At 70.9% G+C, this 26,061-nt stretch carries 27 protein-coding genes, 1 tRNA gene and 1 riboswitch; of the genes, 21 read left to right on the top strand and 7 right to left on the bottom strand.

Annotated elements, in window-relative coordinates; all coding sequences use genetic code 11:
• The 7 genes from mshD to pstB form a co-directional block, all read left to right on the top strand.
• A partial coding sequence (gene mshD / locus HP507_RS09925; RefSeq protein ID WP_175351624.1) for a mycothiol synthase occupies positions 1 to 669 on the top strand: 669 nt, incomplete at its 5' end.
• Between the two features lie 92 nt (positions 670 to 761).
• Positions 762 to 2,927 carry an RNA degradosome polyphosphate kinase gene (locus tag HP507_RS09920; protein ID WP_175351623.1) on the top strand — a complete coding sequence of 722 codons (2,166 nt, stop codon included), beginning with the start codon at positions 762 to 764 and terminating at the stop codon, positions 2,925 to 2,927.
• Positions 2,924 to 3,871, top strand: coding sequence for an NUDIX hydrolase (locus HP507_RS09915; RefSeq protein ID WP_271207309.1), 948 nt, complete (start codon positions 2,924 to 2,926; stop codon positions 3,869 to 3,871). Before HP507_RS09920 ends, HP507_RS09915 begins: the two co-directional genes overlap by 4 nt.
• A 310-nt stretch (positions 3,872 to 4,181) precedes the next feature.
• A complete protein-coding gene (locus HP507_RS09910; RefSeq protein WP_175351621.1) occupies positions 4,182 to 5,288 on the top strand; it encodes a phosphate ABC transporter substrate-binding protein PstS in 1,107 nt (368 codons plus the stop codon).
• Positions 5,289 to 5,408: 120 nt separating this feature from the next.
• Positions 5,409 to 6,356, top strand: coding sequence for a phosphate ABC transporter permease subunit PstC (gene pstC / locus HP507_RS09905; protein WP_175351620.1), 948 nt, complete (start codon positions 5,409 to 5,411; stop codon positions 6,354 to 6,356).
• Between the two features lie 13 nt (positions 6,357 to 6,369).
• Positions 6,370 to 7,455 (top strand): phosphate ABC transporter permease PstA, encoded by a 1,086-nt coding sequence (gene pstA / locus HP507_RS09900; protein ID WP_175351619.1) that lies wholly within the window; start codon positions 6,370 to 6,372, stop codon positions 7,453 to 7,455.
• A gap of 31 nt (positions 7,456 to 7,486) precedes the next feature.
• Entirely contained in the window at positions 7,487 to 8,266 is a 780-nt protein-coding gene (gene pstB / locus HP507_RS09895; protein ID WP_175351618.1) for a phosphate ABC transporter ATP-binding protein PstB, read from the top strand.
• 286 nt (positions 8,267 to 8,552) lie between these two features.
• Here the strand turns inward: pstB and HP507_RS09890 are convergent, their stop codons facing one another.
• From HP507_RS09890 to HP507_RS09880, 3 genes are all read right to left on the bottom strand, one after another.
• Positions 8,553 to 9,413 (bottom strand): anti-sigma factor, encoded by an 861-nt coding sequence (locus HP507_RS09890; protein WP_175351617.1) that lies wholly within the window; start codon positions 9,411 to 9,413, stop codon positions 8,553 to 8,555.
• Positions 9,410 to 10,009: an ECF RNA polymerase sigma factor SigK gene (gene sigK / locus HP507_RS09885; RefSeq protein ID WP_175351616.1), complete on the bottom strand. Its 600-nt coding sequence runs from the start codon at positions 10,007 to 10,009 to the stop codon at positions 9,410 to 9,412. The genes HP507_RS09890 and sigK overlap by 4 nt, the downstream gene beginning before the upstream one ends.
• 477 nt (positions 10,010 to 10,486) lie before the next feature.
• A complete protein-coding gene (locus HP507_RS09880; RefSeq protein WP_175351615.1) occupies positions 10,487 to 11,116 on the bottom strand; it encodes a DNA-directed RNA polymerase subunit beta in 630 nt (209 codons plus the stop codon).
• 125 nt (positions 11,117 to 11,241) lie between these two features.
• Here HP507_RS09880 and HP507_RS09875 point away from each other — a divergent pair, with 125 nt between their 5' ends.
• From HP507_RS09875 to HP507_RS09860, 4 genes are all read left to right on the top strand, one after another.
• Complete coding sequence (locus tag HP507_RS09875; protein WP_175351614.1) at positions 11,242 to 11,403, top strand: hypothetical protein; 162 nt, start codon at positions 11,242 to 11,244, stop codon at positions 11,401 to 11,403.
• Positions 11,404 to 11,458: 55 nt separating this feature from the next.
• A tRNA-Lys gene (locus tag HP507_RS09870) sits at positions 11,459 to 11,531 on the top strand.
• Positions 11,532 to 11,699: 168 nt separating this feature from the next.
• Positions 11,700 to 12,515, top strand: coding sequence for an SGNH/GDSL hydrolase family protein (locus tag HP507_RS09865; protein WP_175351613.1), 816 nt, complete (start codon positions 11,700 to 11,702; stop codon positions 12,513 to 12,515).
• Between the two features lie 165 nt (positions 12,516 to 12,680).
• The gene (locus tag HP507_RS09860; RefSeq protein ID WP_175351612.1) at positions 12,681 to 13,001 is read left to right on the top strand and encodes a hypothetical protein; all 321 of its coding nucleotides are present in this window, start codon (positions 12,681 to 12,683) and stop codon (positions 12,999 to 13,001) included.
• Between the two features lie 85 nt (positions 13,002 to 13,086).
• Here the strand turns inward: HP507_RS09860 and HP507_RS09855 are convergent, their stop codons facing one another.
• Positions 13,087 to 14,019 carry an aldose 1-epimerase family protein gene (locus HP507_RS09855; protein ID WP_175351611.1) on the bottom strand — a complete coding sequence of 311 codons (933 nt, stop codon included), beginning with the start codon at positions 14,017 to 14,019 and terminating at the stop codon, positions 13,087 to 13,089.
• Positions 14,016 to 14,885: a DeoR/GlpR family DNA-binding transcription regulator gene (locus HP507_RS09850; RefSeq protein ID WP_175351610.1), complete on the bottom strand. Its 870-nt coding sequence runs from the start codon at positions 14,883 to 14,885 to the stop codon at positions 14,016 to 14,018. Before HP507_RS09850 ends, HP507_RS09855 begins: the two co-directional genes overlap by 4 nt.
• 64 nt (positions 14,886 to 14,949) lie before the next feature.
• Here HP507_RS09850 and galT point away from each other — a divergent pair, with 64 nt between their 5' ends.
• Entirely contained in the window at positions 14,950 to 16,047 is a 1,098-nt protein-coding gene (galT, locus tag HP507_RS09845) for a galactose-1-phosphate uridylyltransferase (RefSeq protein ID WP_175351609.1), read from the top strand.
• Positions 16,044 to 17,180 carry a galactokinase gene (galK, locus tag HP507_RS09840; protein ID WP_175351608.1) on the top strand — a complete coding sequence of 379 codons (1,137 nt, stop codon included), beginning with the start codon at positions 16,044 to 16,046 and terminating at the stop codon, positions 17,178 to 17,180. Before galT ends, galK begins: the two co-directional genes overlap by 4 nt.
• 132 nt (positions 17,181 to 17,312) lie before the next feature.
• On the opposite strand, the gene HP507_RS09835 is transcribed toward galK, so the two are convergent.
• Both HP507_RS09835 and glyA read right to left on the bottom strand, forming a co-directional pair.
• Complete coding sequence (locus HP507_RS09835) at positions 17,313 to 18,236, bottom strand: tetrahydrofolate dehydrogenase/cyclohydrolase catalytic domain-containing protein (protein ID WP_175351607.1); 924 nt, start codon at positions 18,234 to 18,236, stop codon at positions 17,313 to 17,315.
• The gene (gene glyA / locus HP507_RS09830) at positions 18,233 to 19,537 is read right to left on the bottom strand and encodes a serine hydroxymethyltransferase (protein WP_271207311.1); all 1,305 of its coding nucleotides are present in this window, start codon (positions 19,535 to 19,537) and stop codon (positions 18,233 to 18,235) included. The genes HP507_RS09835 and glyA overlap by 4 nt, the downstream gene beginning before the upstream one ends.
• A gap of 52 nt (positions 19,538 to 19,589) precedes the next feature.
• Positions 19,590 to 19,675, bottom strand: a riboswitch (ZMP/ZTP riboswitch).
• A gap of 37 nt (positions 19,676 to 19,712) precedes the next feature.
• On the opposite strand from glyA, the gene clpS reads away from it, so the two are divergent.
• From clpS to HP507_RS09790, 8 genes are all read left to right on the top strand, one after another.
• Positions 19,713 to 20,000: an ATP-dependent Clp protease adapter ClpS gene (clpS, locus tag HP507_RS09825; RefSeq protein ID WP_175351606.1), complete on the top strand. Its 288-nt coding sequence runs from the start codon at positions 19,713 to 19,715 to the stop codon at positions 19,998 to 20,000.
• Positions 19,997 to 20,473, top strand: coding sequence for a DUF2017 family protein (locus HP507_RS09820; protein WP_175351605.1), 477 nt, complete (start codon positions 19,997 to 19,999; stop codon positions 20,471 to 20,473). The genes clpS and HP507_RS09820 overlap by 4 nt, the downstream gene beginning before the upstream one ends.
• A gap of 116 nt (positions 20,474 to 20,589) precedes the next feature.
• Entirely contained in the window at positions 20,590 to 21,015 is a 426-nt protein-coding gene (locus tag HP507_RS09815; RefSeq protein ID WP_175351604.1) for a MarR family winged helix-turn-helix transcriptional regulator, read from the top strand.
• 25 nt (positions 21,016 to 21,040) lie between these two features.
• Positions 21,041 to 22,513: an MFS transporter gene (locus tag HP507_RS09810; protein WP_175351603.1), complete on the top strand. Its 1,473-nt coding sequence runs from the start codon at positions 21,041 to 21,043 to the stop codon at positions 22,511 to 22,513.
• 110 nt (positions 22,514 to 22,623) lie between these two features.
• Complete coding sequence (gene purU, locus HP507_RS09805) at positions 22,624 to 23,493, top strand: formyltetrahydrofolate deformylase (protein WP_175351602.1); 870 nt, start codon at positions 22,624 to 22,626, stop codon at positions 23,491 to 23,493.
• 8 nt (positions 23,494 to 23,501) lie between these two features.
• Positions 23,502 to 23,906: a YrdB family protein gene (locus HP507_RS09800; protein ID WP_175351601.1), complete on the top strand. Its 405-nt coding sequence runs from the start codon at positions 23,502 to 23,504 to the stop codon at positions 23,904 to 23,906.
• Positions 23,903 to 25,054 (top strand): N-acetylglucosamine-6-phosphate deacetylase, encoded by a 1,152-nt coding sequence (gene nagA, locus HP507_RS09795; protein ID WP_271207313.1) that lies wholly within the window; start codon positions 23,903 to 23,905, stop codon positions 25,052 to 25,054. Before HP507_RS09800 ends, nagA begins: the two co-directional genes overlap by 4 nt.
• A 127-nt stretch (positions 25,055 to 25,181) precedes the next feature.
• Complete coding sequence (locus HP507_RS09790) at positions 25,182 to 26,057, top strand: PfkB family carbohydrate kinase (protein WP_271207314.1); 876 nt, start codon at positions 25,182 to 25,184, stop codon at positions 26,055 to 26,057.
• Positions 26,058 to 26,061: the final 4 nt, after the last annotated feature.

Here is a 26,061-nt window from a genome sequence, read left to right as displayed (position 1 = left end):
GGCCTGGAGGAACGGGGCCGCGGCCTCGGGACGGCCCTCGTCACGCAGGCGCTCGCCCTCGGCGGCGGGGCCGCACCCGCGGCCGGGTCCGCGCCGCGGCGCGCGTGGGCGCACGGCGACCACCCGGCGGCGCGGGCACTCGCGACCCGGTTCGGCTGGACGCCGGTGCGGACCCTGCTGCAGCTCCGTGCGCCGATCCCGGCGGTCGCTCCGGACGTGTCCGTGCCGGACGGGTACTCCGTCATCGCGTTCCGCGCCGAGGACCCCGCGGACGAGGCCGACTGGCTCGCGCTCAACGCCGCCGCCTTCGCCCACCACCCCGAGCAGGGCCGGATGACGCTCGACGACCTCCGCGCCCGCGAGGCCGACGGCTGGTTCTCCGCCGAGGACCTGCTCCTGCTCCGCGACCCCTCGGGCTCGCTCGCGGGATCGTGCTGGCTCAAGGTCGAGGGCGGGATCGGCGAGTTCTACGCCGTGGCCGTCCGGCCGGACCTGCAGGGACAGGGCCTCGGCGGGGTGCTCATGCGCGCGGGGACGGCACGGCTGACCGGTCGTGGTCTCGAGGCGGCGGCGCTCTACGTCGAGGGCGACAACGAGCCCGCGCTGGCGCTGTACCGCCGGTCCGGCTTCGTGCAGCACGCGATCGACGTGCAGTACGCCGCCGCCTGACCCGCACTGCACACCCCCGTCGTTCACCGCGCGTTCCCACAGGGTCCAGGTCGGGTCCTCCGGCCGCAGGGACCGGGTGGCAGGATGTGGACATGGACACCGAACCGCAGCTCGACGGCGACTCCGTCGCACCGGACCTCGACGACTTCGACGAGGTCGTCGAGATCGAGCACGAGTCGCTGCCCACGGACCGCTACTTCGACCGTGAGCTCAGCTGGCTCCGGTTCAACCAGCGCGTGCTGGAGCTCGGCGAGGACCGCACCCAGCCGCTCCTCGAGCGCGCCAACTTCCTGGCGATCTTCGCGTCCAACCTCGACGAGTTCTTCATGGTCCGGGTCGCCGGACTGAAGCGCCGCATCGACACCGGCATCGCCGTCCCGACGAACGTCGGCCGCGCCCCGAGCGACGTGCTGCGGGACATCGCCGCGATGGCGCACGAGCTGCAGGACCGGCACGCGCAGGCCTTCATCGATTCACTCAAGCCCGACCTCGACGACGCCGGCATCCACATCGAGCACTGGTCCGACCTGGCCGAGGCCGACCGGCTGCGGATGCGCGAGTACTTCACCGAGCAGATCTTCCCGGTGCTCATGCCGCTCGCGGTGGACCCGGCCCACCCGTTCCCGTACATCTCAGGGCTGTCGCTCAACCTCGCGGTGCGCGTGCGGAACCCGAAGTCGCAGCGGCAGGAGTTCGCTCGACTCAAGGTGCCGCAGAACTTCTCGCGGTTCATCAAGCTCCCGGACGACAACTCCGGGCGCCTGCGGTTCATCCCGCTCGAGGACCTCATCGCGAACCACCTCGACGACCTCTTCCCGGGGATGGAGGTGCTCGAGCACCACGTGTTCCGGGTCACCCGCAACGAGGACGTCGAGATCGAGGAGGACGAGGCCGAGAACCTCATCCAGGCACTCGAGCGCGAGCTGCTCCGCCGCCGGTTCGGACCGCCCATCCGCCTCGAGATCACCGAGGACATGGACCCGGTGACCCTCGACCTGCTCGTGCGCGAGCTCGACATCACCGAGCAGGAGGTCTTCCGCCTGCCGTCGCCCCTCGACCTCGGGGGGCTGTTCGAGATCGCGAAGATCTCCCGGCCCGACCTGCACTACCCGAAGCACGTGCCGACCACCCCGGTGCAGTTCCAGCCGGGCGAGCCGAACACGAAGCCGGACCTCTTCCGCGCCATCGCGTCGAAGGACGTCCTCGTGCACCACCCGTACGAGTCCTTCGCGACGAGCGTGCAGGCGTTCCTCGAGCAGGCGGCGGCCGACCCGAACGTGCTCGCGATCAAGCAGACGCTGTACCGCACCTCCGGGGACAGTCCCATCGTCGAGGCGCTCATCGACGCCGCGGCCGCGGGCAAGCAGGTGCTCGCCCTCGTGGAGATCAAGGCGCGCTTCGACGAGCAGAACAACATCACGTGGGCCCGGAAGCTCGAGAAGGCCGGCGTGCACGTCGTCTACGGTCTCGTCGGTCTGAAGACGCACTCGAAGCTGGTGCTCGTCATCCGGCAGGAGGGCGGGACCCTCAAGCACTACAGCCACATCGGCACGGGCAACTACAACCCGAAGACCTCGCGCATCTACGAGGACATGGGTCTGTTCACGTCGGACGACACCGTGGGCAAGGACCTCACGCGCCTGTTCAACGAGCTGTCGGGCTACGCCATCGAGAAGAAGTTCAAGCGGCTGCTCGTCGCGCCGCTGCACCTCCGCAAGGGGCTCGTGAAGCGGATCCAGGCCGAGGCCGACAACGCCCGCGCCGGCAAGCCCTCGGGCATCCGCATCAAGGTCAACTCGATGGTGGACGAGCAGATCATCGACGCGCTGTACCTGGCCAGCCAGGCCGGCGTGCCGATCGACGTGTGGGTGCGCGGCATCTGCTCGCTCAAGCCGGGGATGGAAGGCGTCAGCGACACGATCCGGGTGCGCAGCGTCGTGGGCCGGTACCTCGAGCACTCCCGGGCGTTCGCGTTCCACAACGACGGCGATCCGGCCGTGTTCATCGGCTCGGCGGACATGATGCACCGCAACCTGGACCGCCGCGTCGAGGCCTTGGTCCGCCTCTCCGACCCGGCGCACGTGAACGAGATCGAGGAGATGTTCGACCTCGCGATGGCCGACACGACGAGCTCGTGGCACCTCGAGTCGGACGGCGAATGGACGCGCCACTCGACCGACGGCGACGGACGACCGCTCGACGACGTGCAGAATGTCCTCATGCGGAAGATCTCGGCGCGGAAGCGCTCCACTCGGTGAGCGGCGGGTCCTCAGGGCCGGTCGTCGCTGCGGGTGCCGTCGTCTGGCGGGAACAGGACGGCGTCCCGCTCGTGCTGCTCATCCACCGCGACCACCACAAGGACGTCTCGTTCCCCAAGGGCAAGGTCGATCCGGGCGAGAGCGTCCCGACGACCGCCGTGCGCGAGATCCACGAGGAGACCGGGTACCGCGTCCACCTCGGCGCTCCCCTGGGCACGGCCGAGTACGTGCTGCCGAGCGGTCGCGACAAGATCGTGCACTACTGGTCCGCCCGGGTCTCCTCGAAGGAGTTCGAGCGCGCCGGCAGGTTCCGCCCGAACGACGAGGTCGCCTCGGTCGAGTGGGTCACGCTCGACGACGCCCGGCACCGGCTGACGTACGACCGCGACGTCGCGATCCTCGACCGCTTCGCCGAGCGCGTCGCGGCCGGGGAGCACCGCACGTTCGCCCTCATCGCACTCCGTCACGCGAAGACCGTCCCCGGCTCCGACTGGGACGGCCCGGACGCCACCCGTCCGCTCCTGCCCGTCGGCCGTTCCCAGGCCAAGGCCGTGGCCGCGCCCGTCGCCGCCTTCGGCCCGAAGAAGATCGTCAGCAGCACCGCCGCCCGGTGCCTCGCGACCGTCGAGCCCCTGTCCGACCGAACCCGTCTCGGGGTGTCGAGCACGCCGGACATCAGCCAGGACGCCCACGACCGGGGCGCTGCGAACGTCAAGGGCGTCGTGCAGAAGCGCCTCGAGAAGGCGAAGTCGACCGTCCTCTGCTCCCACGGACCCGTCCTGCCGGACATCATCGCCCGCATCGCCACCGCGACCGCCGACGACAGCGGCCGGTTCGACCTCCGTCGCGCGGCCATGCTCTCGGTCGGTGACTTCGCGGTCATGCACATCGCCGACGGCAAGCTCGTCGCCGTGGAGACGCACCGCAACACGATCCCGGCGTAGGGCCGGGCCGCCCCCGGCGCCGAGCCGCACCGCGACGACCGCCGCAGCCGGATCGCGGCGGCGACCCGCGCCTCCAGGCCCACCGACGCATGCATCTGCATGGGTCTGCGCCACGCACGACGCTCCCGATCCTGCACCCGTCCCGGACCGCGCGCACGGCGGCTCGTCCGGCACAACCCCTCGTTCACCTTCCGTTCACCGGCGGGCGTGATCCCCGTCACCTCACGTCCCTACAGTCGCTCCCGGGTCAGCACCGGCCCACGGGACCAGCAGCGGTCCCACCTGCACTGACATTCCCGAAGGGACCCCTGTGAACATCAAGCGAATCGGTACGGTCGCGGCTATCGCGATCGCCGGCGCCGTCGTGCTCTCCTCCTGCGCGTCGAACGAGGCTGGCGACACCGCTTCCTCCACCGCCAGCTCGGGCACCGACTACTCGAAGCTGTCGGGCACGCTCACCGGCTCGGGTTCGTCCGCTCAGCAGACCGCCGAGGCCACCTGGGCCGCGGGCATCCAGAACGTCGCCTCCGGCGTCACGGTCAACTACTCGCCCGACGGTTCGGGCGCCGGCCGCAAGAACTTCATCTCCGGTGCCGCGGACTTCGCCGGCTCCGACGCCGCGCTCTCGGACGAGGAGCTCTCCGGCTCCTTCGCCAACTGCGCCGCGGACTCCAAGGCCATCGACATCCCGGTCTACATCTCCCCGATCGCGATCGCCTACAAGGTCGACGGCGTCAAGAAGCTGACGCTCGACGCCAAGACCATCGCGGGCATCTTCTCCGGCAAGATCACCAAGTGGAACGACTCGCAGATCGCGGCGCTGAACGACGGCGTCGACCTGCCGGACGCGAACATCACGGTCGTGCACCGCTCGGACGACTCGGGCACCACGCAGAACTTCTCCGAGTACGTGTCGGCGAACGCCGGTGACGTCTGGACCGAGGAGCCGAGCCAGACCTTCCCGTACCAGGTCGGCGACAGCGCCAAGGGCACCTCGGGCGTGGCCTCGGCCATGGCCAGCGCCTCGAACGCCATCACCTACATCGACGACTCCGGCGCCGGTGACCTCGACAAGGCGAAGCTGATGGTCGGCGACACGGCGACCGAGATCTCCGCCGACGGTGCCGCCAAGGTCGTCGCCGACTCCGACGTCGTGTCGGGCCGCGAGGACAACGACCTCGCGATCGACATCGACCGCAAGGACACCGCCAAGGGTGCGTGGCCGCTGGTCCTCGTCTCCTACGCGATCGCGTGCCAGGAGTACAAGGACTCGGACAAGGGTGAGCTCGTGAAGGGCTACCTCGACTACGTCGTCTCGAAGGACGCGCAGGACGCCGCCGCGAAGGAGGCCAAGTCGGCCGCCCTCTCGACGGAGCTCTCGGAGAAGGCCGCCAAGGCCGTCGCCTCCATCAAGTAAGGATCCCTGAGCGCCCGGACGCCGGTCCCACCCACTCGACCGGCGTCCGGGCACTTCCCCGTCCGCCATCCAGCACCCCCGACCCGTCGCCTCCCCCGGCGTTCCTCCGACAGGAGTCCCATGACGACCGCACCGGCCCAGCCAGGGGCCACCGTCTCCCCGAAGCCGAAGCCCGTCGTGCGCATCGGCGACCGGGTCTTCTCCGCCGCCTCCGTGATCGCCGGCGGCCTGATCCTGTTCGTGCTCGTGCTCGTCGCGGCCTTCCTGGTCTGGCAGAGCATCCCGGCGTTCAGCGCCAAGGTCGGCGAGCTGCCGAACCAGGCCGCGAACTTCTGGGACTACGTCGGTCCCCTCGTCTTCGGCACCGTCTGGTCCGCGCTCATCGCGCTCGTGATCTCCGTGCCGCTCTCGCTCGGCATCGCGCTCTTCATCTCGCACTACGCGCCGCGGCGCATCTCGCCGGTGCTCGGTTACGTCATCGACCTGCTGGCCGCAGTGCCCTCCGTCGTGTACGGGCTCTGGGGCATCGTGGTGCTCGCGCCGTTCGTGAAGCCGTTCTACGCCTTCCTCAACGAGTACCTCGGTTGGTTCCCGCTCTTCTCCGGCCAGGTGTCCGGCACCGGCCGCACGATCCTCACCGCCTCGATCGTGCTCGCCGTCATGGCGATCCCGATCATGACCGCGGTCATGCGCGAGATCTTCCTGCAGGCCCCGCGCCTCAACGAGGAAGCGGCCCTGGCGCTCGGTGCGACCCGCTGGGAGATGATCCGTCTCTCGGTCCTGCCGTTCGCGAAGTCCGGGATCGTGTCCGCGATCATGCTCGGCCTCGGCCGTGCCCTCGGCGAGACCATGGCGATCGCACTGGTGCTGTCGGTCTCGACGAACGTCACCTTCCAGATGCTCACCTCGCTGAACCCCTCGACGATCGCCGCGAACATCGCCCTGCAGTTCGCCGAGGCGTCCGGCACGGCCCTGAACGCGCTCATCGCGTCGGGTCTGATCCTCTTCGTCATCACCCTGGTCATCAACATGCTCGCGCGGTACATCGTCCGCAAGCGAGTGAGCTGAGAGGTACGACCCGATGTCCCTCGCCCTCCGTCACTCCGGCGTCGCCGGCAACGCCTACGCCAACGGCAAGCTCCACAAGTCCGTGCCGTGGCTGCTCCTCGTCGGCTCCTGGGTCGCGCTGATCCTCGTCTTCGCACTGCTCAACGCCGGCGGCGCCGTGAAGGACTTCAACGTCGTCGCGGCGCTCTTCCTCGGCACGGTCCTGTTCGACGTCCTCATCGTGGTCGTCTCCCGGATCGTCGAGGGCGGGCGCAAGGCGGTCGACCGGCTCATCACCTCGCTCGTCATCACGGCGTTCGTCATCGCGGTGCTGCCGCTCGTGTCGCTGCTCTGGACGGTCGTCGTGGACGGTCTCGCCCGCTTCGACGTCGAGTTCTTCTCGTACTCGATGCGCGGCGTCATCTCCGAGGGCGGCGGAGCCGTCCACGCCCTCATCGGCACGCTCGAGATCACGCTGTTCGCGGCGCTCATCTCGGTGCCGATCGGCCTGCTCACGTCGATCTACCTCGTCGAGTACGGCAAGGGTGCGCTGGCGAAGGGCATCACGTTCTTCGTCGACGTCATGACGGGCATCCCCTCGATCGTCGCCGGTCTCTTCGCCTACTCGCTGTTCGCGCTGTTCCTCGGCCCGGGCGCCCGATTCGGCCTGGTCGGCTCCGTGGCGCTGAGCGTGCTGATGATCCCGATCGTCGTGCGCTCCACCGAAGAGGTCCTGAAGATCGTGCCGATGGAGCTCCGCGAGGCGTCGTACGCGCTCGGCGTCCCGAAGTACCTCACGATCCTCAAGGTCGTGCTCCCGACGTCGCTCGCCGGCATCACCACGGGCGTGATGCTCTCGATCGCCCGTGTCATCGGCGAGACCGCACCGCTGCTGGTCACGGCCGGGTTCACTGCGAGCATGAACTACGACCTGTTCAAGAACCCGATGATGACGCTGCCGGTGTTCGCGTACACGCAGTACTCGCAGCAGGGCGCCAACCCCGTCCCGTTCGTCGACCGGGCCTGGACCGCCGCGCTGCTCCTCATCCTCATCGTGATGCTGCTGAACCTGCTCGCCCGCTTCATCACCCGCCTGTTCGCCCCCAAGCTCTCGCGCTGACGCGCGGATCCACCCACCCCGAAGGAACACAGTGTCCAAGCGCATCGAGGTCGACGGCCTCAACGTCTACTACTCGAAGTTCAAGGCGGTCGAGGGCGTCGACATGACGATCGAGCCCCGCACCGTCACCGCGTTCATCGGCCCGTCCGGCTGCGGCAAGTCCACGTTCCTCCGCACGCTCAACCGCATGCACGAGGTCATCCCCGGCGCCTACGTCGAGGGCTCCGTCAAGATCGACGGGGACGACCTGTACGGCGCCGGCGTCGACCCGGTGCTCGTCCGGCGCCAGGTCGGCATGGTGTTCCAGCGTCCGAACCCGTTCCCGACGATGTCCATCAAGGACAACGTCCTCGCCGGCGTGAAGCTCAACAACAGGCGGCTCTCCCGCTCGGAGTCGGACGACATCGTCGAGCGTTCCCTGCAGGGCGCCAACCTCTGGAACGAGGTCAAGGACCGTCTCGACAAGCCCGGCATGGGACTCTCCGGCGGTCAGCAGCAGCGTCTCTGCATCGCGCGTGCGATCGCCGTCCAGCCGGACGTCCTCCTCATGGACGAGCCCTGCTCGGCGCTCGACCCGATCTCGACCCTCGCGATCGAGGACCTCATCGAGGAGCTCAAGAAGGAGTTCACGATCGTCATCGTGACCCACAACATGCAGCAGGCCTCGCGCGTGAGCGACAAGACGGCGTTCTTCAACATCGCGGGGACCGGCGCTCCGGGCAAGCTCATCGAGTTCGACGACACCGCGACGATCTTCTCGAACCCGTCCGTGCAGGCCACCGAGGACTACGTCTCCGGCCGCTTCGGGTGATCGGCATCCGCCCCGTCTCCTGACGGACGGCCAGGAGGCCCGGTGCACGTCCGCCACGGACGGCACCGGGCCTCCGTGTGTGCGTCGGCCGCGGGGCGGTCCTGCACCCACGTCCGTGTGCATGTTCCGACACCACACCGGTCGATCGACTCGTGCAGTGCCGGAACATGCACGGGCAGACGATGCACGTGCACCGTCCGACACCGCGCTCGTCGATCGACGTGTGGAATGTCGAAAGATGCCCGCGCAACGACTGCGTGGGGGCGCCTTCCGTGACACGGACCCGTCAGGTGGTGGGGACCGCCATGATCGGGGTGGTGGTCGGCTGCTCCGAACCACCGGCCGGCTCCATCGTCATGCCGATCGTCGCGCCGTGCGTCATCGTGCCCGTGAGCACCGCCGAGTGCACCCCGGACGAGACGTCGTCCATCAGGCCGGCCGCGTTGACTTTGCCGCCGGTGCCCTCCGAACCGATGTACCAGAGCTCGTAGGTCTTGCCCTTCGGAGCCGCAGCGACCCCGTCGAGGATGACCGCGGACTTGCCGAGCTCGTTCGACCAGACGACCGTGGCCGTCCCACCGCCGGTGACCTTCGCGGTGCTGCGCTGGAAGTCCGACGCGGCGTAGATGCGGTCGAGTCCGCTGCTCGCCTGCGTCGTGCCCGGGCCGGGCTCGTTCGAGGGGGCGAAGGCCGTGCCCACGCCGAGTCCGACGCCGAGGAACACCACGGCGACCGCGGCTGCGGCGGACAGGACGGCCGCGGGACGTTGGAACCACCGGCGCCGGGCCTCGGACGCTGCCGGGCCGCCCGCCTGGGCGAGCTCCGTGACGGGGGCGGGTCGCGCCTCCTGGACGTCATCGGCGACGACGTCGGACGCAGCGGGAACGTCGGTGGCCGAGTCCAGCGGAGCAGCCTGCGGAGTCGACGCGATCTGCGCCATCAGCGACGCCTTGAGCGACGCGGGCGGTTCGATCGGGGCGACGGCGTAGGCGAGCTGCAGCGCGGTCTCGCGCAGCGAGTCCGTCTCGGCCTGCAGTTCCGGCGAGGTGGAGAGGGTCGTCTCGAGCAGCGCGCGCTCATCGTCGGACAGCGCGTCGAGGGCGTGCGACCCGGTGAGCATGGCAGGGTCGTCGTGGCGCTCGGTCATGACGTCACCCCCATCTCATCGCGGAGTCTGATCATCCCATCACGGAGACGGGTCTTGACGGTGCCGATCGGGACACCGAGGTGGTCGGCCATCTCGCGGTGCGAGTAGCCGCCGTAGTAGGCGAGTTGCACGGCCTGACGCTGGAACTCGGTGAGCTTCCCCAACGCCCGGCTGACGCGTTCGTGCTCGATCCGGATCTCGACGGACTCGGAGACCTGGTCGAACCCGGCCTCGAAGTCGCGGATGCCGACCTTCGTGTCGCGGTCGTGCGAGGACTGCGATGCCCGGACCCGGTCGACCGCCCGGCGGTGAGCCATGGTGAGGATCCAGCTGGCCGCGGTCCCGCGCTTCCGGTCGAAACGGGTGGCCTGCTGCCAGACCTCGAGGAAGACCTCCTGCGTGACCTCTTCCGACTGCGCACGATCCCGGAGGAGGCGCGTCACGAGGCCCAGCACCCGGCCCGACAGGACGTCGTACAGGTCGGAGAAGGCCGCCTGGTCGCCGGTCGCCACCCGGGAGAGGAGGTCGTCGGGGGACGCCTGAGCCGGCTCGGCTGAGCTCCAGCTCTCGGTGTCGCGTTCCACGAGGGCAAGCATTCCAGGTTTCCCTCCTCTCGGTTGCGGGTGCTCCGACACCCGCGTTCGGGTTGCGCGTGTCGGAGCAGGACGAGGGTCCCGCGTGACCCGCAGGGAATTGACCGCCAGGGAGCGGACCGGGTCGCGCGGGACCCTCGCTTTCGTGGCGGACGATGCCGCCCGCCACGGTGGTGATTCGGCACCCTTGGTCCGTCGGATTGGAGCAGTTCTCACCCGTGGTCGCGGCACACGCCCGGGAGCGTCGGTGTCCACCGAGAGTGAACAGTGTCGTGCGCACAGCCGACGTCTCGTAGAATCGACGTCGCCGGGCCGCAGCAAGCCCCGGGCTCCAAAATTCGCCGCTTCGAGCGGCCTCGCGCCGAGAGGCGCTTCTGCGGCCCGGTCCCTCTCCCCCTTCGCAAGTGCGTTCGTCGCGCTTCTCAGGTGCGTTCGTCGCGTCGACCGGGAGGCGCGGTGCGGATCCGTCCCGCCGCTCGCTCAGTCCAGGCTGTCGCGACGCCAGAGCGCCGCCGCCTCGGTCAGGTCGGCCGCCAGTTCCGTCAGGCGGAGCGCCCGCGTCGTCAGCTCCGACGCGCGCTCCCCCGCCGTGAGGTCCGCGTCGTCCGCCACCGTCGTCGCCCCCGCCGCCGTCAGCCGGCAGAACGCCGCCCCGCGGTCGAGCGCGACCGCGAGGTCGCCCGTGTACAGGCCCTGCAGGATGCGGTCCGCGAGCGTCAGGATCTCCGCCGGGCCCGTCGGCTGCTCCGCGCCCGCCACCGCCTGGTCGATCGTGCCGATCCGCTCCGTACCGCGCTCGAACAGGTACGCGATCTCAGCCGGGTTCTGCCGGATCACGGTGCGCACGAGGTAGATCCGCCACAGGGCGCCCGGGAGCGTGTGCGCCCCCACGCGAGCCCACAGCTCGGCGATCGCATCGATGCCGTGCACGTCCGTGTAGGTGACGAGCCGCTCGACGACCGCCGGGTCCGGGTCCTGCCGCACGCGGTGGAGCAGCGCGTTCGCGGTCTCGTGGGCGACGCGGTTCACCACGGCAGGGTCCTCGCCGCCCTGGATCGCGGCGAACTCCTGGTCGGTGAAGTGGACGGGACGGTGGTGATCGCGAGGCACCCGGGCAGTGTAGGCGCGGCCGGTGACATCACCGTCCCCGTTCGCCGAGAACGCAACGGGCAGGTTCGGCGTACCGTGCTCCGGCAGGGAGGCACCCCTCCCGGACGTGAAGAAGAGGACACTCCATGAACGCCCTGCTCATCATCCTGGCCGTGATCGCGGTCATCCTGCTGTTCGTCGGTGGCTTCGCCGCCAGCCTGAAGTTCCTGCTGTGGGTCGGGATCGTGCTGCTCGTCATCGCGGTGATCGCCTGGCTCCTGCGGGCGCTCACAGGTCGGCGCAGCTGACCTCACGACGCACGGTTCCGAACTGGAGGCCCTCACCCGCTAGCCTTGCGGGTGAGGGCCTCTAGCTCAGTTGGTAGAGCACCGGACTTTTAATCCGAGGGTCGTGGGTTCGAGCCCCACGGGGCCCACATCCTCCTGAACACCGGCTTTTCATCCGAGGGTCGTGGGTTCGAGCCCCACGGGGCCCACATCCTCCCGGACGCCGTCCCCCAGCCGGCCCACGTCCTCCCGCTCGATCAGGGACACTCGGCTCGCGATCACCGGACGCCCTGACCGGGCCGCGTAGAATCCCGGCCGTGGCCCGACGAACCGACGGCGGATGGCCGGACGGTCCTCGTTCGCTGCCCGTCAGACGACGACGCCGATCCCGACGCGCACTCCCGGCCGTCGCGCTCGGCGCGATGGCCGTCGGCGTCGCCGGGTGCCTCGTACTGCTGCCCGCGGTGTCCGACGCGTGCCAGGCGGTGCCCGAGGCCGACGACGTCTCGGCGACCCGGGCGAGCGCCGCGATCTCCCGCGGCTCGGACGTCCTCATCGTCGGCGACTCGTACACGACGGGCCGTGGTTCGTACGACGGCGCGCACGGATGGGCTCAGGACCTCGCCACGGAGCGCGGCTGGGACGCCACGATCGACGGCGTCCCAGGCACCGGGTACGTCAACACCGGGGCGACGAACTCGACACGGTGGAACTACCTCTCCCGGATCGAACAGACCGCCTCGCTCGACCCTGATCTCGTGATCGTGCAGGGAAGCCAGAACGACTGGCTCGTCAGCGCCGACACCCTCGAGCGCCGCGTCGAGCGGACGCTGCGCACGGTGCAGCGCCAGTGGCCCGACGCGGTCGTCGTCGCGATCGGTCCGTCGGCACCCCGACCCCGCGCCGAGACGACGACGGGGATCTCGTCAGCCGTCGCCGCGGGGGCCCGGGCCGTCGGCGTCCCGTTCATCGACGCGCTCGCGGGACAGTGGTTCACGCGGGCGAACAGCGCGAGCTACGCCGCCCCCGACGGGCAGCACCTCAACGACGCCGGGTACCTGTACCTCGCCGGGCGGATCGACGACGCACTCGAGGAACTCGCCACGCCGCCCGACGGCGAACAGTGCCTCTGAGCCGACCACCGGGGTACAACCCTTCCTCAGGCAGCTCTTGGCGAATCCGGCCCACAGTTCAGTCCGCGTTCAGCAGTTTGTTGGCCGGCCGCCGATAGTGTCGTTCCCGGATCCGATCGACGGATCCCGCAGGACCGCACCATCGCAGAACGAACGGGGTACACCGTGATCGAGCCCATCGAAGCCACGCCGACCAGCACCACCGGTGACGCGCGCCGCATCGTCGAGCTCGCAGCAGCGACCAACACGACGATGAGCAACGAGCTCCTGCTCGACACGCTCCGCCGCAACGCGCAGGTCACGACCCGCCACATCCGCAAGGACTTCATCGAGGTCGCGACCGCCACGACCGTGCTCGGGTACGTGTGCCGTCAGCGCAAGGACTTCATCGCCCTCCGTGGCGACGACCCGGCCTGGGCACAGGAGGTCGGCCGCTACGCCACCGAGTCCCTCGCGGTCGAAGCACTGCGCATGCGCCGCGCCTGACACGCCCGCCTCGCCGGACGTCCCACGCGCCGGACACCGAACGCCGCCCGAGGGCGGCGTTCGTCGCGTGCGGCGTCGCGGGACGTCAGGACCAGACGCGGCGGATGCCCCACGCGCCCGTCCACGACTCGTCGGGCTCGAGCCACCGCAGCCCCTCACCGGAGTTGAGGGCGTTCGCCGGCGCCGTCATGGGCTCGACCGCCACGGCCAGCCCGGTGCCGTCGCCACGGGGGAACTCGCGGGAGGTGAACACCTGCACGTAGGGGAAGGACTCGTCCTGCCAGAGCTCGACGCCGTCCCCCTCGGGCCCGTGCATCGTCGTGCGCCGGATGCCGTCCGCGTCGGGCGTGACGTCCCGGTACGCGGTGTCGAGGTCGGCGTCCCCGGCCCGGACCCCGGCGCGGAGGTCGTACGGCGTCCCGTCGACGCTCACCGTGCCGTTCGGGATCTTCTGCTCATCGACCGTGAAGGCGCTCGCGGCGTCGAGCGTGACGACGAGGTCCTCGGCCGGGGTGTCCCCGGCGCGGAGGTAGGGGTGCGCACCGATCGCGAAGGGTGCGCGGACCCCGGACCGGTTCACGACCTCGTGCGTGACGCGGATGCCGTCGTCGACGAGCTCGTGGTGCACGCGGGTCTCGAGCGTGAACGGCCAGCCGTGCTGCGGGTGGATCGTCGCTTCCTGCAGCACGGACGTCGACGACTGGGACACGACGCGGTACGGCGTGAACCGCAGCAGCCCGTGCGAGGCGTTGCCGTACTTCGGCTCCGAGATGTCGAGCTGCTGCCGTTCGCCGTCGAGTTCCCAGACGCCTCCGGCGACGCGGTTCGGCCACGGCGCGAGCACGATGCCGTTCGCTCCCGGCGGCTGCGACGTCACCGGGAACGGCTCGGTGATGTCGAACCCGGCGACCCGGAGCTCCCGGATGCCGGCGGCGACCTCGGTGACGATCGCTTCGACGGCCCCGTCGGGTCCGGCGTGGCGGAGGTGGTACTGACCCCCGGTGGGTGCTGCGGTCATGCGGTCTCGTTCCTTCCGTTCCGTGCCGGGTCGTCCCCGCTGCTGCCGTCGCTGCCGTCCGCCACGACCACCTCGACGCCGGCCGCCCGGATCGGGGCGACCGCGTCCGCCGTGGTCTCGGCGGTCACGACGACGTCGATCTCCTCGAGCGCACGGACGACCCCGATGTGCGCCCGGCCGAACTTCGACCCGTCCGCCACCACGACGGTACGCCGGGCCGCCGCCGCGAGCATGCGCTTCGCCTCGGTCTCGGGCAGGTTCACGTTCGTGAGGCCGTGCGCGACGTCGAGCCCGGTACCGCCGAGGAAGACCAGGTCGGCGGCGATCATCGGCAGGACGGCACCGTTGAACGGTGCTACGAGCGAGTGCTGCAGCGGGCGGAGCGTTCCGCCCGTGACGATGACGGTGAACCGCGGCACCGCCGCCTCGAGCGCGAGAGCCGTCGTCAACGAGTTCGTGACGACGGTGACGTCGACGAGGTCCTCCCGGGCGACGAGCGCCGAGGCGACGGCGGCGGGGGTCGTGCCGACGTCGAGCACCACGCACTGGCCGGAGCGCACCAGCGCCGCGGCCGCACGTCCGATGGCCGCCTTCGCGACCTGGTGCTCCACGGCGGTCTCCTCGAACGGACGCTCGCCGGAACCGGCCCCGAGGCGGACGGCACCGCCGTGTACCCGCCGGATCCGCGCCTCCAGGCCGAGGGAGGCGAGGTCCTGCCGGACGGTCACCTCACTGGTGCCGAGCGCGGCTGCCAGGGCGGCCGTGCGCACCATGCCGGGCGCGCCCTCGACGATGGAGACGATGCGGTCCTGACGCAGCGGCGCGGGGAGCGCGCCGGCGAGGAAGGAGAGGTCGTCGTCCGTCATGCGAACAGTTTCGCTTGCTTACAGACGCTTTCGCAATCCTTCGTATGGGGGTTAGGGTGGTGCGGTGATCACCAAGCGCGCGACGAAGCTCGCGGACGGACGCGACCTGTTCTACTTCGACGACGCCGACTCGACGCTGCCCGACGAGCGCAGCATCGACCAGCGCATCCTGGACCCGCGACCCGAGACGGCGCGCATGCGTCAGGACGTCCTCACCGGCGAGTGGGTCTCCATCGCCGCAAGCCGGCAGAACCGGGTGTTCCTGCCCCCGGCGGACCAGGACCCGCTCGCGCCGCAGACGCCCGAGAACCCGTCCGAGGTCCCGAGCCGGTACGACGTCGCGGTGTTCGAGAACCGGTCGCCCTCGTTCGGTCCGCTGCTCGAGGCCGACGATGCCCCGCCGTCGCTCGACTCGCTGTCCGAGGTCGGCCTCGGCCGCCAGTTCCGCAGTGTCGGCCGCTGCGAGGTCGTCTGCTTCTCCCCCGAGACCGCCGGTTCCTTCGCGTCGATCTCCGAATCGCGCGCCCGTACGGTGGTCGAGGCCTGGGCTGACCGCACCGCCGCGCTCTCCGCGATGCCCGGCGTCCAGCAGGTGTTCCCGTTCGAGAACCGGGGCGAGGCGATCGGCGTCACGCTCCACCACCCGCACGGGCAGATCTACGCCTACCCCTACGTCACGCCCCGTACCCAACGGCTGCTGGCGAGCATCGAACGTTTCGGGCCGGACCTGTTCGAGCAGCACCTCGCGAACGAGCGGGCTTCCGAACGGGTCGTCCTCGCAGGCGAGCACTTCACCGCCTTCGTGCCGTTCGCCGCGCGTTGGCCGATCGAGATCCACATGCTGCCGCACCGCCACGTGCCCGACTTCGCCGGTCTGACCGACGCCGAGAAGGACGAGCTCGCGCACATGCACCTGCGGCTCACCCGCGGCATCGACAAGCTCTACGACGACCCGACGCCGTACATCGCCGCCTGGCACCAGGCGCCGGTGCACACCGGTCGTGACACGGTGCGGCTCATGCTGCAGCTCACGTCGCCACGTCGTGCGGCGGACAAGCTGAAGTTCCTGGCCGGCAGCGAAGCCGCCATGGGCGCCTGGATCGGGGACCTCGTGCCCGAGAAGGCGGCCGAGTTCATCCGAGGAGGGATCGAACGCGCATGACGTTCCAGCAGGTCTACGGGTACGAGCCCGCGGTGCGGTACTCCGCGCCCGGCCGGGTCAACCTGATCGGCGAGCACACCGACTACAACGACGGCTACGTGCTCCCCTTCGCGATCGACCGTCGCACGACGGCGTCCATCGCACCGCGCACGGACCGTGTCATCCGCGTCGCCTCGGCGTTCGACGAAGCGGGTGGTCCGGTGTCGCTCTCGCTCGACGAGCTCACGCCGGACGCGATGGACGGCTGGTCGTCGTACGTCTTCGGCATCGCCTGGTCCCTCCGTGAGCAGGGGGCCGACCTCGCCGACAAGACGGGGTTCGACGTGTTCATCGAATCGGACGTGCCGGTCGGCGCGGGCCTGTCCTCGAGTGCCGCGATCGAGTGCGGTGTCGCCCTCGCGTTCAACGACCTGTGGGAGCTCGGGCTCGACCGCAAGTCCCTCGCCCGCGTGGGGCAGTACTCCGAGAACCACGCCGTCGGCGCTCCGACCGGGATCATGGACCAGTCCGCGTCGCTGCTCGGCGAGCAGGACGCCGTCGTCTTCCTCGACTGTCGCACGCTCGACACCGCCGTCGTGGACCTCGCCCTCGAGGCGAACGGGCTCGAGGTGCTCGTGATGGACACACGCGTCGAGCACGCCCACGCCACCGGTGGCTACGCGGCTCGTCGAGCCTCGTGCGAGAAGGGCGCGAAGGCGCTCGGGGTCGAGGCTCTTCGCGACGTCGCCGTCGACGACCTGCCGCGCGCGCAGGACCTGCTCGACGACGAGACCTTCCGTCGCGTCCGGCACATCGTCACCGAGGACCAGCGGGTCCTCGACACGGTCCGGACGCTCCGCGAGCAGGGCCCGCGCGCGATCGGGTCGCTGCTCGTCGCGTCGCACGAGTCGATGCGCGACGACTTCGAGATCTCCGTGCCGGAGCTCGACCTCGCGGTCGCGACGGCGATGGAGCACGGCGCGGTCGGCGCGCGGATGACCGGCGGCGGCTTCGGCGGTGCTGCCATCGCGCTGGTCGACCGGGAGGCGCGTGAGGCGATCGCCGCGGCCGTCACGACCGCCTTCGCCGCGGCCGGGTACCGCGAACCGAACGTCTTCACCGTGCACGCCGCGCAGGGCGCCCGCCGCGACTGACCCGTCGTCAGCGGGTCGTGGACACCGTCGCCCCTGTGCGGCCATCCGTGGACGGAACCACGAAACCGACGTCGAACCGGACCTTTCGGCTGGTTCGACGTCGGTTTCGTGGTTCGAGACGACGATGCACGTCTAGTGCACGTGTCGCTCCGCGGCCTCGACCACGTTCTTCATGAGCATCGCGCGGGTCATCGGACCGACACCGCCGGGCGTCGGCGACAGGAACCCCGCGACCGAGGCCACGGCGGGGTCGACGTCACCGTGCAGCTTCGCCTTGCCGGTCTCCTCGTTCACCACGCGCGTGATGCCCACGTCGATGACAGCGGCACCGGGCTGTACCCAGTCCGGCTTGACGAGTCCGGCGACCCCGGCCGCCGCGACGATGATGTCGGCACGACGGCACTCCGCGGCGACGTCGGCCGTCAACGAGTGCGTCAGGGTGGCGGTGGCCTCGAGCCGGGTGAGCAGCAGGCCGAGCGGACGCCCGACCGTCAACCCCTGCCCGATGATCGTGACGTGCGCACCCCGGATCGGGATCTCGTACGCCTCGAGCATCGCGACGATGCCGCGCGGGGTGCACGGCAGCGGCGCGTCGATCGTGCCGGCACCGCCCGGGACGGCGAGCACGAGCTCCCCCAGGTTCGTCGGGTGCAGTCCGTCGGCGTCCTTCGCCGGGTCCATCAGCTCGAGCATGGGCGTCGGGTCGATGCCGTCCGGCAGCGGGAGCTGCACGATGAACGCGGTGACCGCGGGGTCGTCGTTCATCTGCAGGATCGCTGCACGGATGTCCGCCGCTGACGCGGTGACCGGCAGGTCGATCCGGTGCGAGTCCAGCCCGATCGAAGCCGAGTCGCGGTGCTTGCCGGCGACGTAGGACAGCGACCCCGGGTTCGAACCGACGAGGATCGTGCCGAGGCCGGGGCGGATGCCGTGCTCGTGCAGGCGGTCGATCCGGCCGCGGAGCTCGTCGAGCGTCCGGGCGGCGAGGGCGGTGCCGTCGATGCGGACGGCCGAGCCCTCCCCGGCCCAGAGCGCGCGGGGAAGCGCGTCGCTCACGCGTACAGCGGGAACGCGTCGGTCAGGGCCTTGACCCGGGCCGAGAGCGACGCGGCGTCCGGGTTCGGCATGAGCGTCAGCGCGATGATGTCGGCGACCTCGGTGAACTCGGCGTCCCCGAACCCACGGGTGGCCAGCGCGGACGTGCCGATGCGGACACCCGAGGTGACCATCGGCGGACGCGGGTCGAACGGCACGGCGTTGCGGTTCACGGTGATGCCGACCTCGTGCAGGAGATCCTCCGCCTGCTTGCCGTCGACCTCGGACTCGCGCAGGTCGACGAGCACCAGGTGCACGTCGGTCCCGCCGGTGAGGACGTCGATGCCGGCGGCCTTCGCGTCGGGCTGCGTGAGGCGCGCTGCGAGGGCCTGTGCACCGCGGATGGTGCGCTCCTGGCGGTCCTTGAACTCCGGGGTGCCGGCGAGCAGGAACGCGGTCGCCTTCGCGGCGATCACGTGCATGAGCGGGCCGCCCTGCTGGCCCGGGAACACGGCGGAGTTGAGCTTCTTGAAGAGCGACTCGTCGTTCGACAGGATCAGGCCGGAACGGGGGCCGGCGAGCGTCTTGTGCACGGTCGAGGAGACCACGTGCGCGTGCGGGACGGGCGACGGGTGCAGGCCCGCGGCGACGAGACCGGCGAAGTGCGCCATGTCGACCCAGAGCTTCGCGCCGACCTCGTCGGCGATCTCACGGAACTTCGCGAAGTCGAGCTGGCGGGGGTACGCGGACCAGCCCGCGATGAGGACCTTCGGCTGGTGCTCGATCGCCTTCGCGCGGATGTCGTCGTAGTCGACCTCGAACGTCTCCGGGTCAACGCCGTACGACACCGCGTTGTAGATGCGGCCGGAGAAGTTGAGCTTCATGCCGTGGGTGAGGTGGCCGCCGTGGGCGAGCTCGAGGCCGAGGATCGTGTCGCCGGCGGACGCGATGGCGTGCAGGACGGCGGCGTTCGCGGTGGCGCCCGAGTGCGGCTGGACGTTCGCGTACTCGGCACCGAACAGGGCCTTCGCCCGGTCGATGGCGAGCTGCTCGGCGACGTCGACGTACTCGCATCCGCCGTAGTAGCGCTTGCCCGGGTAGCCCTCGGCGTACTTGTTCGTGAGCACGGAGCCCTGCGACTCGAGGACGGCGCGCGGGACGAAGTTCTCCGACGCGATCATCTCGAGGTAATCGCGCTGACGGCCGAGCTCCTGCTCGAGGACGCGCGCGATCTCGGGGTCGACCTCGCTCAGCGGGGCGTTGAAGGACGTCTGCGTCCCGGAAGAAGCGGGCACTGCGGGGGGCAGATCGGTGATGGACACGGGACTCCTCGTTGTCTGTCCGTCGCGCGCGTGCACGACGAGGTGGACGGTGGGGCGCGGCCCAGGCGTACGGCAGCGCACCGTGTCAGGTGTCGCTCCCCGATGGTGACCCATCCAACGCCAGTCGCGACCTGACGATCGTACCGAGCGAGCCGGTTCGTGTCACCCTGGATGCATGACCCTGCTGTCGCCTGACGTGGACGAGCGCACGACCGTGCGCCCCGACGCACCCTGGGTCGCCGTCGTGTGGGACGACCCGGTGAACCTCATGTCCTACGTGACCTACGTCTTCCAGCAGTACTTCGGGTTCCCGCGGGCGAAGGCCGAGCGGCTCATGCGCCAGGTCAACGACGAGGGCCGGGCGATCGTGGCGACGGGTCCGCGCGAGACGATGGAGGCCCACGTCGAGGCCATGCACGGCTACGGGCTGCAGGCCTCCGTGGACAAGGCTCCTGCTCCGTGATCCCGTTCGTCCGCCGGGCCGACGGCGTGCACCTCGGCATGTCCTCCGGCGAGCGCGGCGTGCTCACCTCGTTGACCGAACAGCTGCAGCAGGTGCTCGACGGGGACCTGGCGTCCGACCCGGTCGCCGCGCGGATGTTCCCGGACGCCTACCGGGACGACCCCGACGCGAGCGCGGAGTTCCGGCGGTGGACCGAGTCGGACCTCGTGGCGCAGAAGACGACCAACGCATCCACCGTGCACGCCTGGCTGACGGGCGCACGTGACGGGGCGTTCACGTCGGAGGACGAACAGGCGTGGCTCCGCTGCCTGACCGACCTGCGGCTGACGATCGCGGTCCGGCTGGGCATCGTGGACGCCGCGACCGAGGCGCAGTCGTACGGCGCCGACACCGGTGTCGGCCTGCGGGACGTCTACGACTGGCTCGGGTACGTGCAGGAGCACCTGGTCGAGACGCTCACGAGCGCGCACTGACCACGTTCTCGCCCGTCCGGGCCTGGAGGCGCGGCGCACCTCCGCCTCGGCCCTCGCCTCGTCGAGATCGACAGGATGCCTTGCAAGTCCGGCTTCCGAAGGAGTACCGTTCCGGTATGGAATCGTCCGAGTCGTCCGACCTCGCCGGCGACCTGCTGACGCTCTACGGCAGGATCCGCCGGACCACGCTGGTCGGGAAGGTCGACGAGGTCACCGCCTCGCAGTCGGCCGCCCTCGGTCGTCTCATCCGCGACGGCGCCACCACCACGGCCGACCTCGCGCGGGCCGAGGGCGTCCGACCGCAGTCGATGGGCGCGACGGTCCAGGCCCTCGTCGACCTCGGTCTCGCCGACCGCGAGCCCGACCCGGAGGACGGCCGCCGCACGATCGTCCACGCCACGGACGCCGGCCGTGCCGCACGCGACGAGTCGCACCGTGTCCGGACCCGGCTGCTCGCCGAGCGCCTCGCCGCCCTCGAACCCGACGACCGCGCGACCGTCGCGCGCTCCCTCGCCATCCTCAGAACCCTCGTCGAACCGTGACCACCAGGAGGGGCGACGCGCGTCCGTGACGCGAGCCGCGCCTCCCGGCCCCCACGACGCGACCACGTCGCAAAGGCAGCACCCCACGTCCAGCGCAACCGCCTCCACACCCATCGCCCCGGCGACCGACCCGAAGGGCAGCGGCTTCGGGCCGAAGTTGCTCGTCCCCGTCCTCGTCGGGCCGCTGCTCAACCCGATCAACACCACGATGGTGTCCGTCGCCCTCGCCCCGATCTCCCGCGACCTCGGGATCGGTGCCGCGCAGGCGATCTGGCTCGTCGCGGCGCTCTACCTCGCGAGCGCCATCGCGCAGCCGACGATGGGGAAGCTCTCGGACCGGTTCGGCCCCAAGAAGGTGTTCCTCACCGGGCTCGTCATCGTCGGGGTCGCCGGCGTCGTGCCCGAGGTCCTCACGGGTTTCGGTGGCGCGGTGTTCGCCCGGGTCCTCATCGGGATCGGGACGTCGTCGGCGTACCCGGCGGCGCTCACCACACTGCGGCAGCACTCCGCACGGATCGGGAAGCCGACGCCGCCGCTCGTGCTCGGAGCACTGTCCATCACGTCGCTCGTGTCCGCCGCTGCCGGTCCGCCCCTCGGCGGGGCGCTCATCGCAGCCTTCGGGTGGCACGCGATCTTCCTCGTGAACGTCCCGCTCGCCGCCTTCGGCATCGTCGTGTCCGCGCTGTGGCTGCCGTCCGACCGGCTCCGCCCGCGCAACGACGAGGATCTGCCGGTGCTCACCGCGCTCGACCCGTTCGGCATGCTGCTCATGACCGGGTTCGTGTCGGCGCTGCTCGTGTTCCTGCTCGACCTGCCGGCCGGGCTCTGGTGGCTGCTCGGCGTCGCCATCGTCCTGCTCGTGGCGCTCGTGCTGTGGGAACGCCGCGCGGTGCGGCCGTTCGTCGACGTGCGGATGCTCGCCCGGAACGGTGCCCTCTCGCGCACGTACGTGCGGCTGTTCCTCACCTACCTGCTGGCGTACACGATGACGTACGGATTCTCGCAGTGGGTGCAGGACGTCGCCGGCTACTCGAGCGACGTCGCCGGGTACATGCAGCTCCCCGCGGCGGTCGTCGCCGGGGTGGCGTCGTTCCTCATCGCCCGGAAGTCCGCCGTCCGGGGGCCGCTGGTGGTCGCGGCGGTGGTGCCGATCGTCGGCGGTCTGCTCCTCCTGCTGCTGCACGCCGGGTCGCCCGTGTACCTGCTCGTGCTCGCGCCGGCGCTGTTCGGCGTCCCGCAGGCCCTGGCCTCCGTGTCGAACCAGGCGGCGCTGTACCGGGTCGTGCCGTCGGAGTACATCGGTACAGCGGCAGGGCTCTCGCGGACGAGCGTCTACATCGGCGCGATCGGTGCCTCGTCGCTCATCGGCGGCGTGTTCGGCCAGGCCCCGACCACGCCGGACCTGCACGTGCTGGCGTGGGTGATCGTCGGGGTCGCGGCGCTGCTGAGCGTCCTGACGATCGCCGACCGCGCGCTGGCCCGCCCGCTCCCCCGCTGACGCACCCCACGCCCGCGCCCCGCGCCCACACCCGCGGCCCTGTCGCCCGTCGCCCGTCCGACGGGGCTGCACCGCGCCTCCCGGCCGCCGCGGCCCGGTACCCTGATCCGGTGACCGACCCGACCGCCCCGATCCCCACGCACTGGACCCTCACCCTGGTCTGCGACGACCAGCCCGGGATCGTGCACGCCGTCTCCGGAGCAGTCGTGGCGGCCAACGGCAACATCACCGAGTCGCAGCAGTTCTCGAGCGTCGACACGAACACGTTCTTCATGCGCCTGCAGGTCCTGGCCCCGGTCGACCGCGCCGCCTTCGAGGCGGCCCTCGCCCCGGTCGCCGAGCGCTACGCCGCCCGCGTCCAGCTCGACGTCGTCGGCCGTCCGCTCCGCACGTTGGTCCTCGTGTCGAAGGCCGGGCACTGCCTCAACGACCTGCTCTACCGGCAGCGCGGCGGGCAGCTGCCGATCGAGGTCCCGCTCGTGCTGTCGAACCACGCGGAGCTGTCCGAGCTGGCGTCGTTCTACTCGGTGCCGTTCGAGCACCGCCCGGTCACGGACGCGGACTCCAAGGCCGAGATGGAGCGCCGGATCCTGCAGGCCGTCGAGGAGCACGACATCGAACTCGTCGTCCTCGCCCGGTACATGCAGATCCTCTCGCCGGAGCTGTGCGCGGCACTCGAGGGCCGTGCGGTGAACATCCACCACTCGTTCCTCCCGGGCTTCAAGGGTGCGAACCCGTACCGGCAGGCCCACGCGCGCGGGGTGAAGCTCATCGGTGCGACGGCGCACTTCGTGACGAGCGACCTCGACGAGGGGCCGATCATCGAGCAGAACGTGGTGCGGGTCGACCACACGAAGGACCCCGCGGAACTCGTGTCGATCGGCCAGGACGAGGAGTCCCGCACCCTCACCCAGGCGGTGCGCTGGATCGCGGAGGACCGGGTCCTCCTCGACGGCGCCCGCACGATCATCTTCAAGTAGGTCCACGTATGTCAGCACCGCAGTCCCCCGTCGACTGGGGAGAGGTCCCCGATCCGTCGGCGATCGGCAAGCCCCGCCGGGAGTTCGACGGCTGGCGTGTGCTCCGCATCGTGGTGTGCACGTTCGGACTGCTCTCGCTGGCGTTCTGGGGCTACCTCGCGTGGCCGTTCCCCATGCCCGGCATCCTGTTCATGATCGGTGCGCCGGTGTTCGCGGCGCTGGTCTGGTACCTGTTCCGGTCCGAGGCGTCACCGATCGAGACCGACGTGGTGGGGAAGACGATCGTCGAGGTCGCGCTCGTGGTCGCGGCCGGCGCGTGCTGGGTCTCGATCGGGCACCCGGTGGTGGGGCTGGTCTTCATCCTGGTCGCGGCGCTGTCCGGTGTGGTCCAGTTCCGTCGGGAGGCACGGTGAGCGGCGGCCTGGAGGCGCGGCGCACGCTGGTCCGGGCGACCCGCGTCGTCGACGCGGACGGCTCCAGGGCGGACGGCTGGGTCCTCGTCGTCGGCGACACGATCCACGCGGTCGGCTCCGGCCCCGAGGCTCCGGCGGCGGACGAGGTCGTCGACCTCGGCGACGCCGTCCTGACGCCGGGGTTCGTCGACCTGCACGGGCACGGCGGTGCCGGTGCAGCGTACGAGGACGACTCCTTCGCCGACGCCCTCGCGATGCACCGCTCGCACGGGACGACCCGCTCGGTGCTGTCCCTCGTCGCGAACGCGGTCTCCTCCCTCGCCGCTTCGCTCGCACGGGTCCGCGCCGCGATGGACGACGACCCGCTCGTGCTCGGCGCCCACCTGGAAGGGCCGTTCCTCTCCCCGCACAACAAGGGCGCCCACAACGAGTCGTTCCTTCGCTCGCCGACCGCAGCGGACGTCGACGCGCTGCTGGCCGCCGGGTCCGGCGTGCTCCGACAGATCACCATCGCACCCGAGCTTCCCGGTGCCCTCGACGCGATCCGACGGTTCGTCGCGGCCGGCGTCACGGTCGGCGTCGGCCACACCGTTTGCACGTACGACCAGGCCCGAGCCGCGTTCGACGCCGGCGCGACCCTCCTCACCCACGCCTTCAACGCCATGCCGGGGATCCACCACCGCGCGCCGGGCCCGATCTCGGCTGCCGTGGCGGACGACCGCGTGACCCTCGAACTCATCCTCGACGGCGTCCACGTGCACCCCGTCGTCGCGGACACGCTCTTCCGCGCCGCTCCGGGCCGGGTCGCGCTCGTCACGGACGCGATGGGCGCTGCGGGTTCGGCCGACGGGTCGTACACGCTGGGGTCGCTCGCGGTCACCGTCGCGGGCGGGATCGCCCACGTCGCCGGGACGGACACGATCGCGGGGTCGACGCTGACGCAGGACGCGGCGTTGCGGAACGCGGTCGCGCTCACCGGCCGGTCGCTGCCCGAGGCCGTGGCGGCGCTGACGAGCGTGCCCGCGGCTGCCCTGGGGTTCGGCGATCGTCTGGGGCGGCTCGCGCCGGGGTTCGCCGCGGACCTCGTGGCGCTGTCCCCGGCGCTCGAGGTGCAGCGGGTGTGGGGCGCCGGGCGAGCGCTGCGCTGACGCGCTGCGCGCCGTAGCCTCGCTCAGTCTGGGAGCGCGTGGACGTGCGGTGCGCGTTGTGTGGCGTGCGATGAACTCGTCGCGGTCGAGGCCGAGATCGGCGGGTCGGACCACGAGGAGGAGCACCGTGAAGGCTGGGGCGGTCGTGGTCGGCCAGGTCGCGCGAGATCTCGTGGTGCGGGTGGAGCGCCTGCCGGCTCCCGGACGCGCCACGACGGTCGCTCGTCGCATCGAACGGCTCGGCGGCAAGGGGGCGAACCACGCGCTCGGACTCCACCAACTGGGCCTCGCCGTGGCACTCGTCGGCGTCGTCGGCACCGACCATGCGGGGGACGACGTGCTGCACGAAGCCGACACGGAGGGCCTGGACGTGGCCGGTGTGGTCCGGCGTGGTGAGACGGCGCTCCTGATCGACGTGACGGACGACGACGGTCGTCGCCTCCTGGAGGACGTCCCCTCGGACGCTCTCCTCCGCCCGGAGGACGTCGAGCGGACGGCGTCCCTGTTCGACGAGGCGGCCGTGGTGTCGCTGCAACTGCAGCAGCCGACGGATGCCGTGCTCACGGCCGCGCACCTCGCCGCCGAAGCCGGCGCTCGCATCGTGCTCGACGGCGCGACGGAGGACGACGGCGACGAACTCCTCGCCCTCGCGGACGTCGTCCGTGCGGATGCCACGGAAGCGGCGATGTGGACCGGCACCACGATCCGGGAACGGGCGGACGCTGCCCGGGTGACGCGGTCCCTGCTCGAACGTGGCCCCTCGCTCGCGGCGGTGACGGTCCCCGGACAGGGGGACCTCGTCGACTGGCGGACCGGCAGGGTGTTCCTCCCCTACGGCGACTCGCCCGTCGTCGACCCGACGGGCGGGGGAGACGCCTTCCTCGCCGGACTCGTCGCAGCGCTCACGCACGGCGCGGGCCCGGAGGAGGCCGGCCAGGCGGCAGCGCGGGCGGCGGCCAGCACCGTGGCTCGCCTGGGCGGGCGCCCCGAACTCGGGCGCTGACCAC

The sequence above is a fragment of the Curtobacterium pusillum genome (assembly GCF_013359865.1).
Taxonomy (GTDB): Bacteria; Actinomycetota; Actinomycetes; order Actinomycetales; family Microbacteriaceae; genus Curtobacterium; species Curtobacterium pusillum.
The sequence above is the reverse complement of the archived record's forward strand: the minus strand, read 5'-3'. Positions and strand labels throughout refer to the sequence as shown.

What these genes read in the sequence shown, in the direction of transcription:
- HP507_RS09920 (WP_175351623.1), top strand. Translation starts at nt 762, where the DNA reads ATGGACACCGAACCGCAGCTCGACGGCGACTCCGTCGCACCGGACCTC.
- pstC (WP_175351620.1), top strand. Translation starts at nt 5,409, where the DNA reads ATGACGACCGCACCGGCCCAGCCAGGGGCCACCGTCTCCCCGAAGCCG.
- pstA (WP_175351619.1), top strand. Translation starts at nt 6,370, where the DNA reads ATGTCCCTCGCCCTCCGTCACTCCGGCGTCGCCGGCAACGCCTACGCC.
- HP507_RS09890 (WP_175351617.1), bottom strand. Translation starts at nt 9,413, where the DNA reads ATGACCGAGCGCCACGACGACCCTGCCATGCTCACCGGGTCGCACGCC.
- sigK (WP_175351616.1), bottom strand. Translation starts at nt 10,009, where the DNA reads ATGCTTGCCCTCGTGGAACGCGACACCGAGAGCTGGAGCTCAGCCGAG.
- HP507_RS09875 (WP_175351614.1), top strand. Translation starts at nt 11,242, where the DNA reads ATGAACGCCCTGCTCATCATCCTGGCCGTGATCGCGGTCATCCTGCTG.
- HP507_RS09855 (WP_175351611.1), bottom strand. Translation starts at nt 14,019, where the DNA reads ATGACCGCAGCACCCACCGGGGGTCAGTACCACCTCCGCCACGCCGGA.
- HP507_RS09850 (WP_175351610.1), bottom strand. Translation starts at nt 14,885, where the DNA reads ATGACGGACGACGACCTCTCCTTCCTCGCCGGCGCGCTCCCCGCGCCG.
- galK (WP_175351608.1), top strand. Translation starts at nt 16,044, where the DNA reads ATGACGTTCCAGCAGGTCTACGGGTACGAGCCCGCGGTGCGGTACTCC.
- clpS (WP_175351606.1), top strand. Translation starts at nt 19,713, where the DNA reads ATGACCCTGCTGTCGCCTGACGTGGACGAGCGCACGACCGTGCGCCCC.
- HP507_RS09815 (WP_175351604.1), top strand. Translation starts at nt 20,590, where the DNA reads ATGGAATCGTCCGAGTCGTCCGACCTCGCCGGCGACCTGCTGACGCTC.
- HP507_RS09800 (WP_175351601.1), top strand. Translation starts at nt 23,502, where the DNA reads ATGTCAGCACCGCAGTCCCCCGTCGACTGGGGAGAGGTCCCCGATCCG.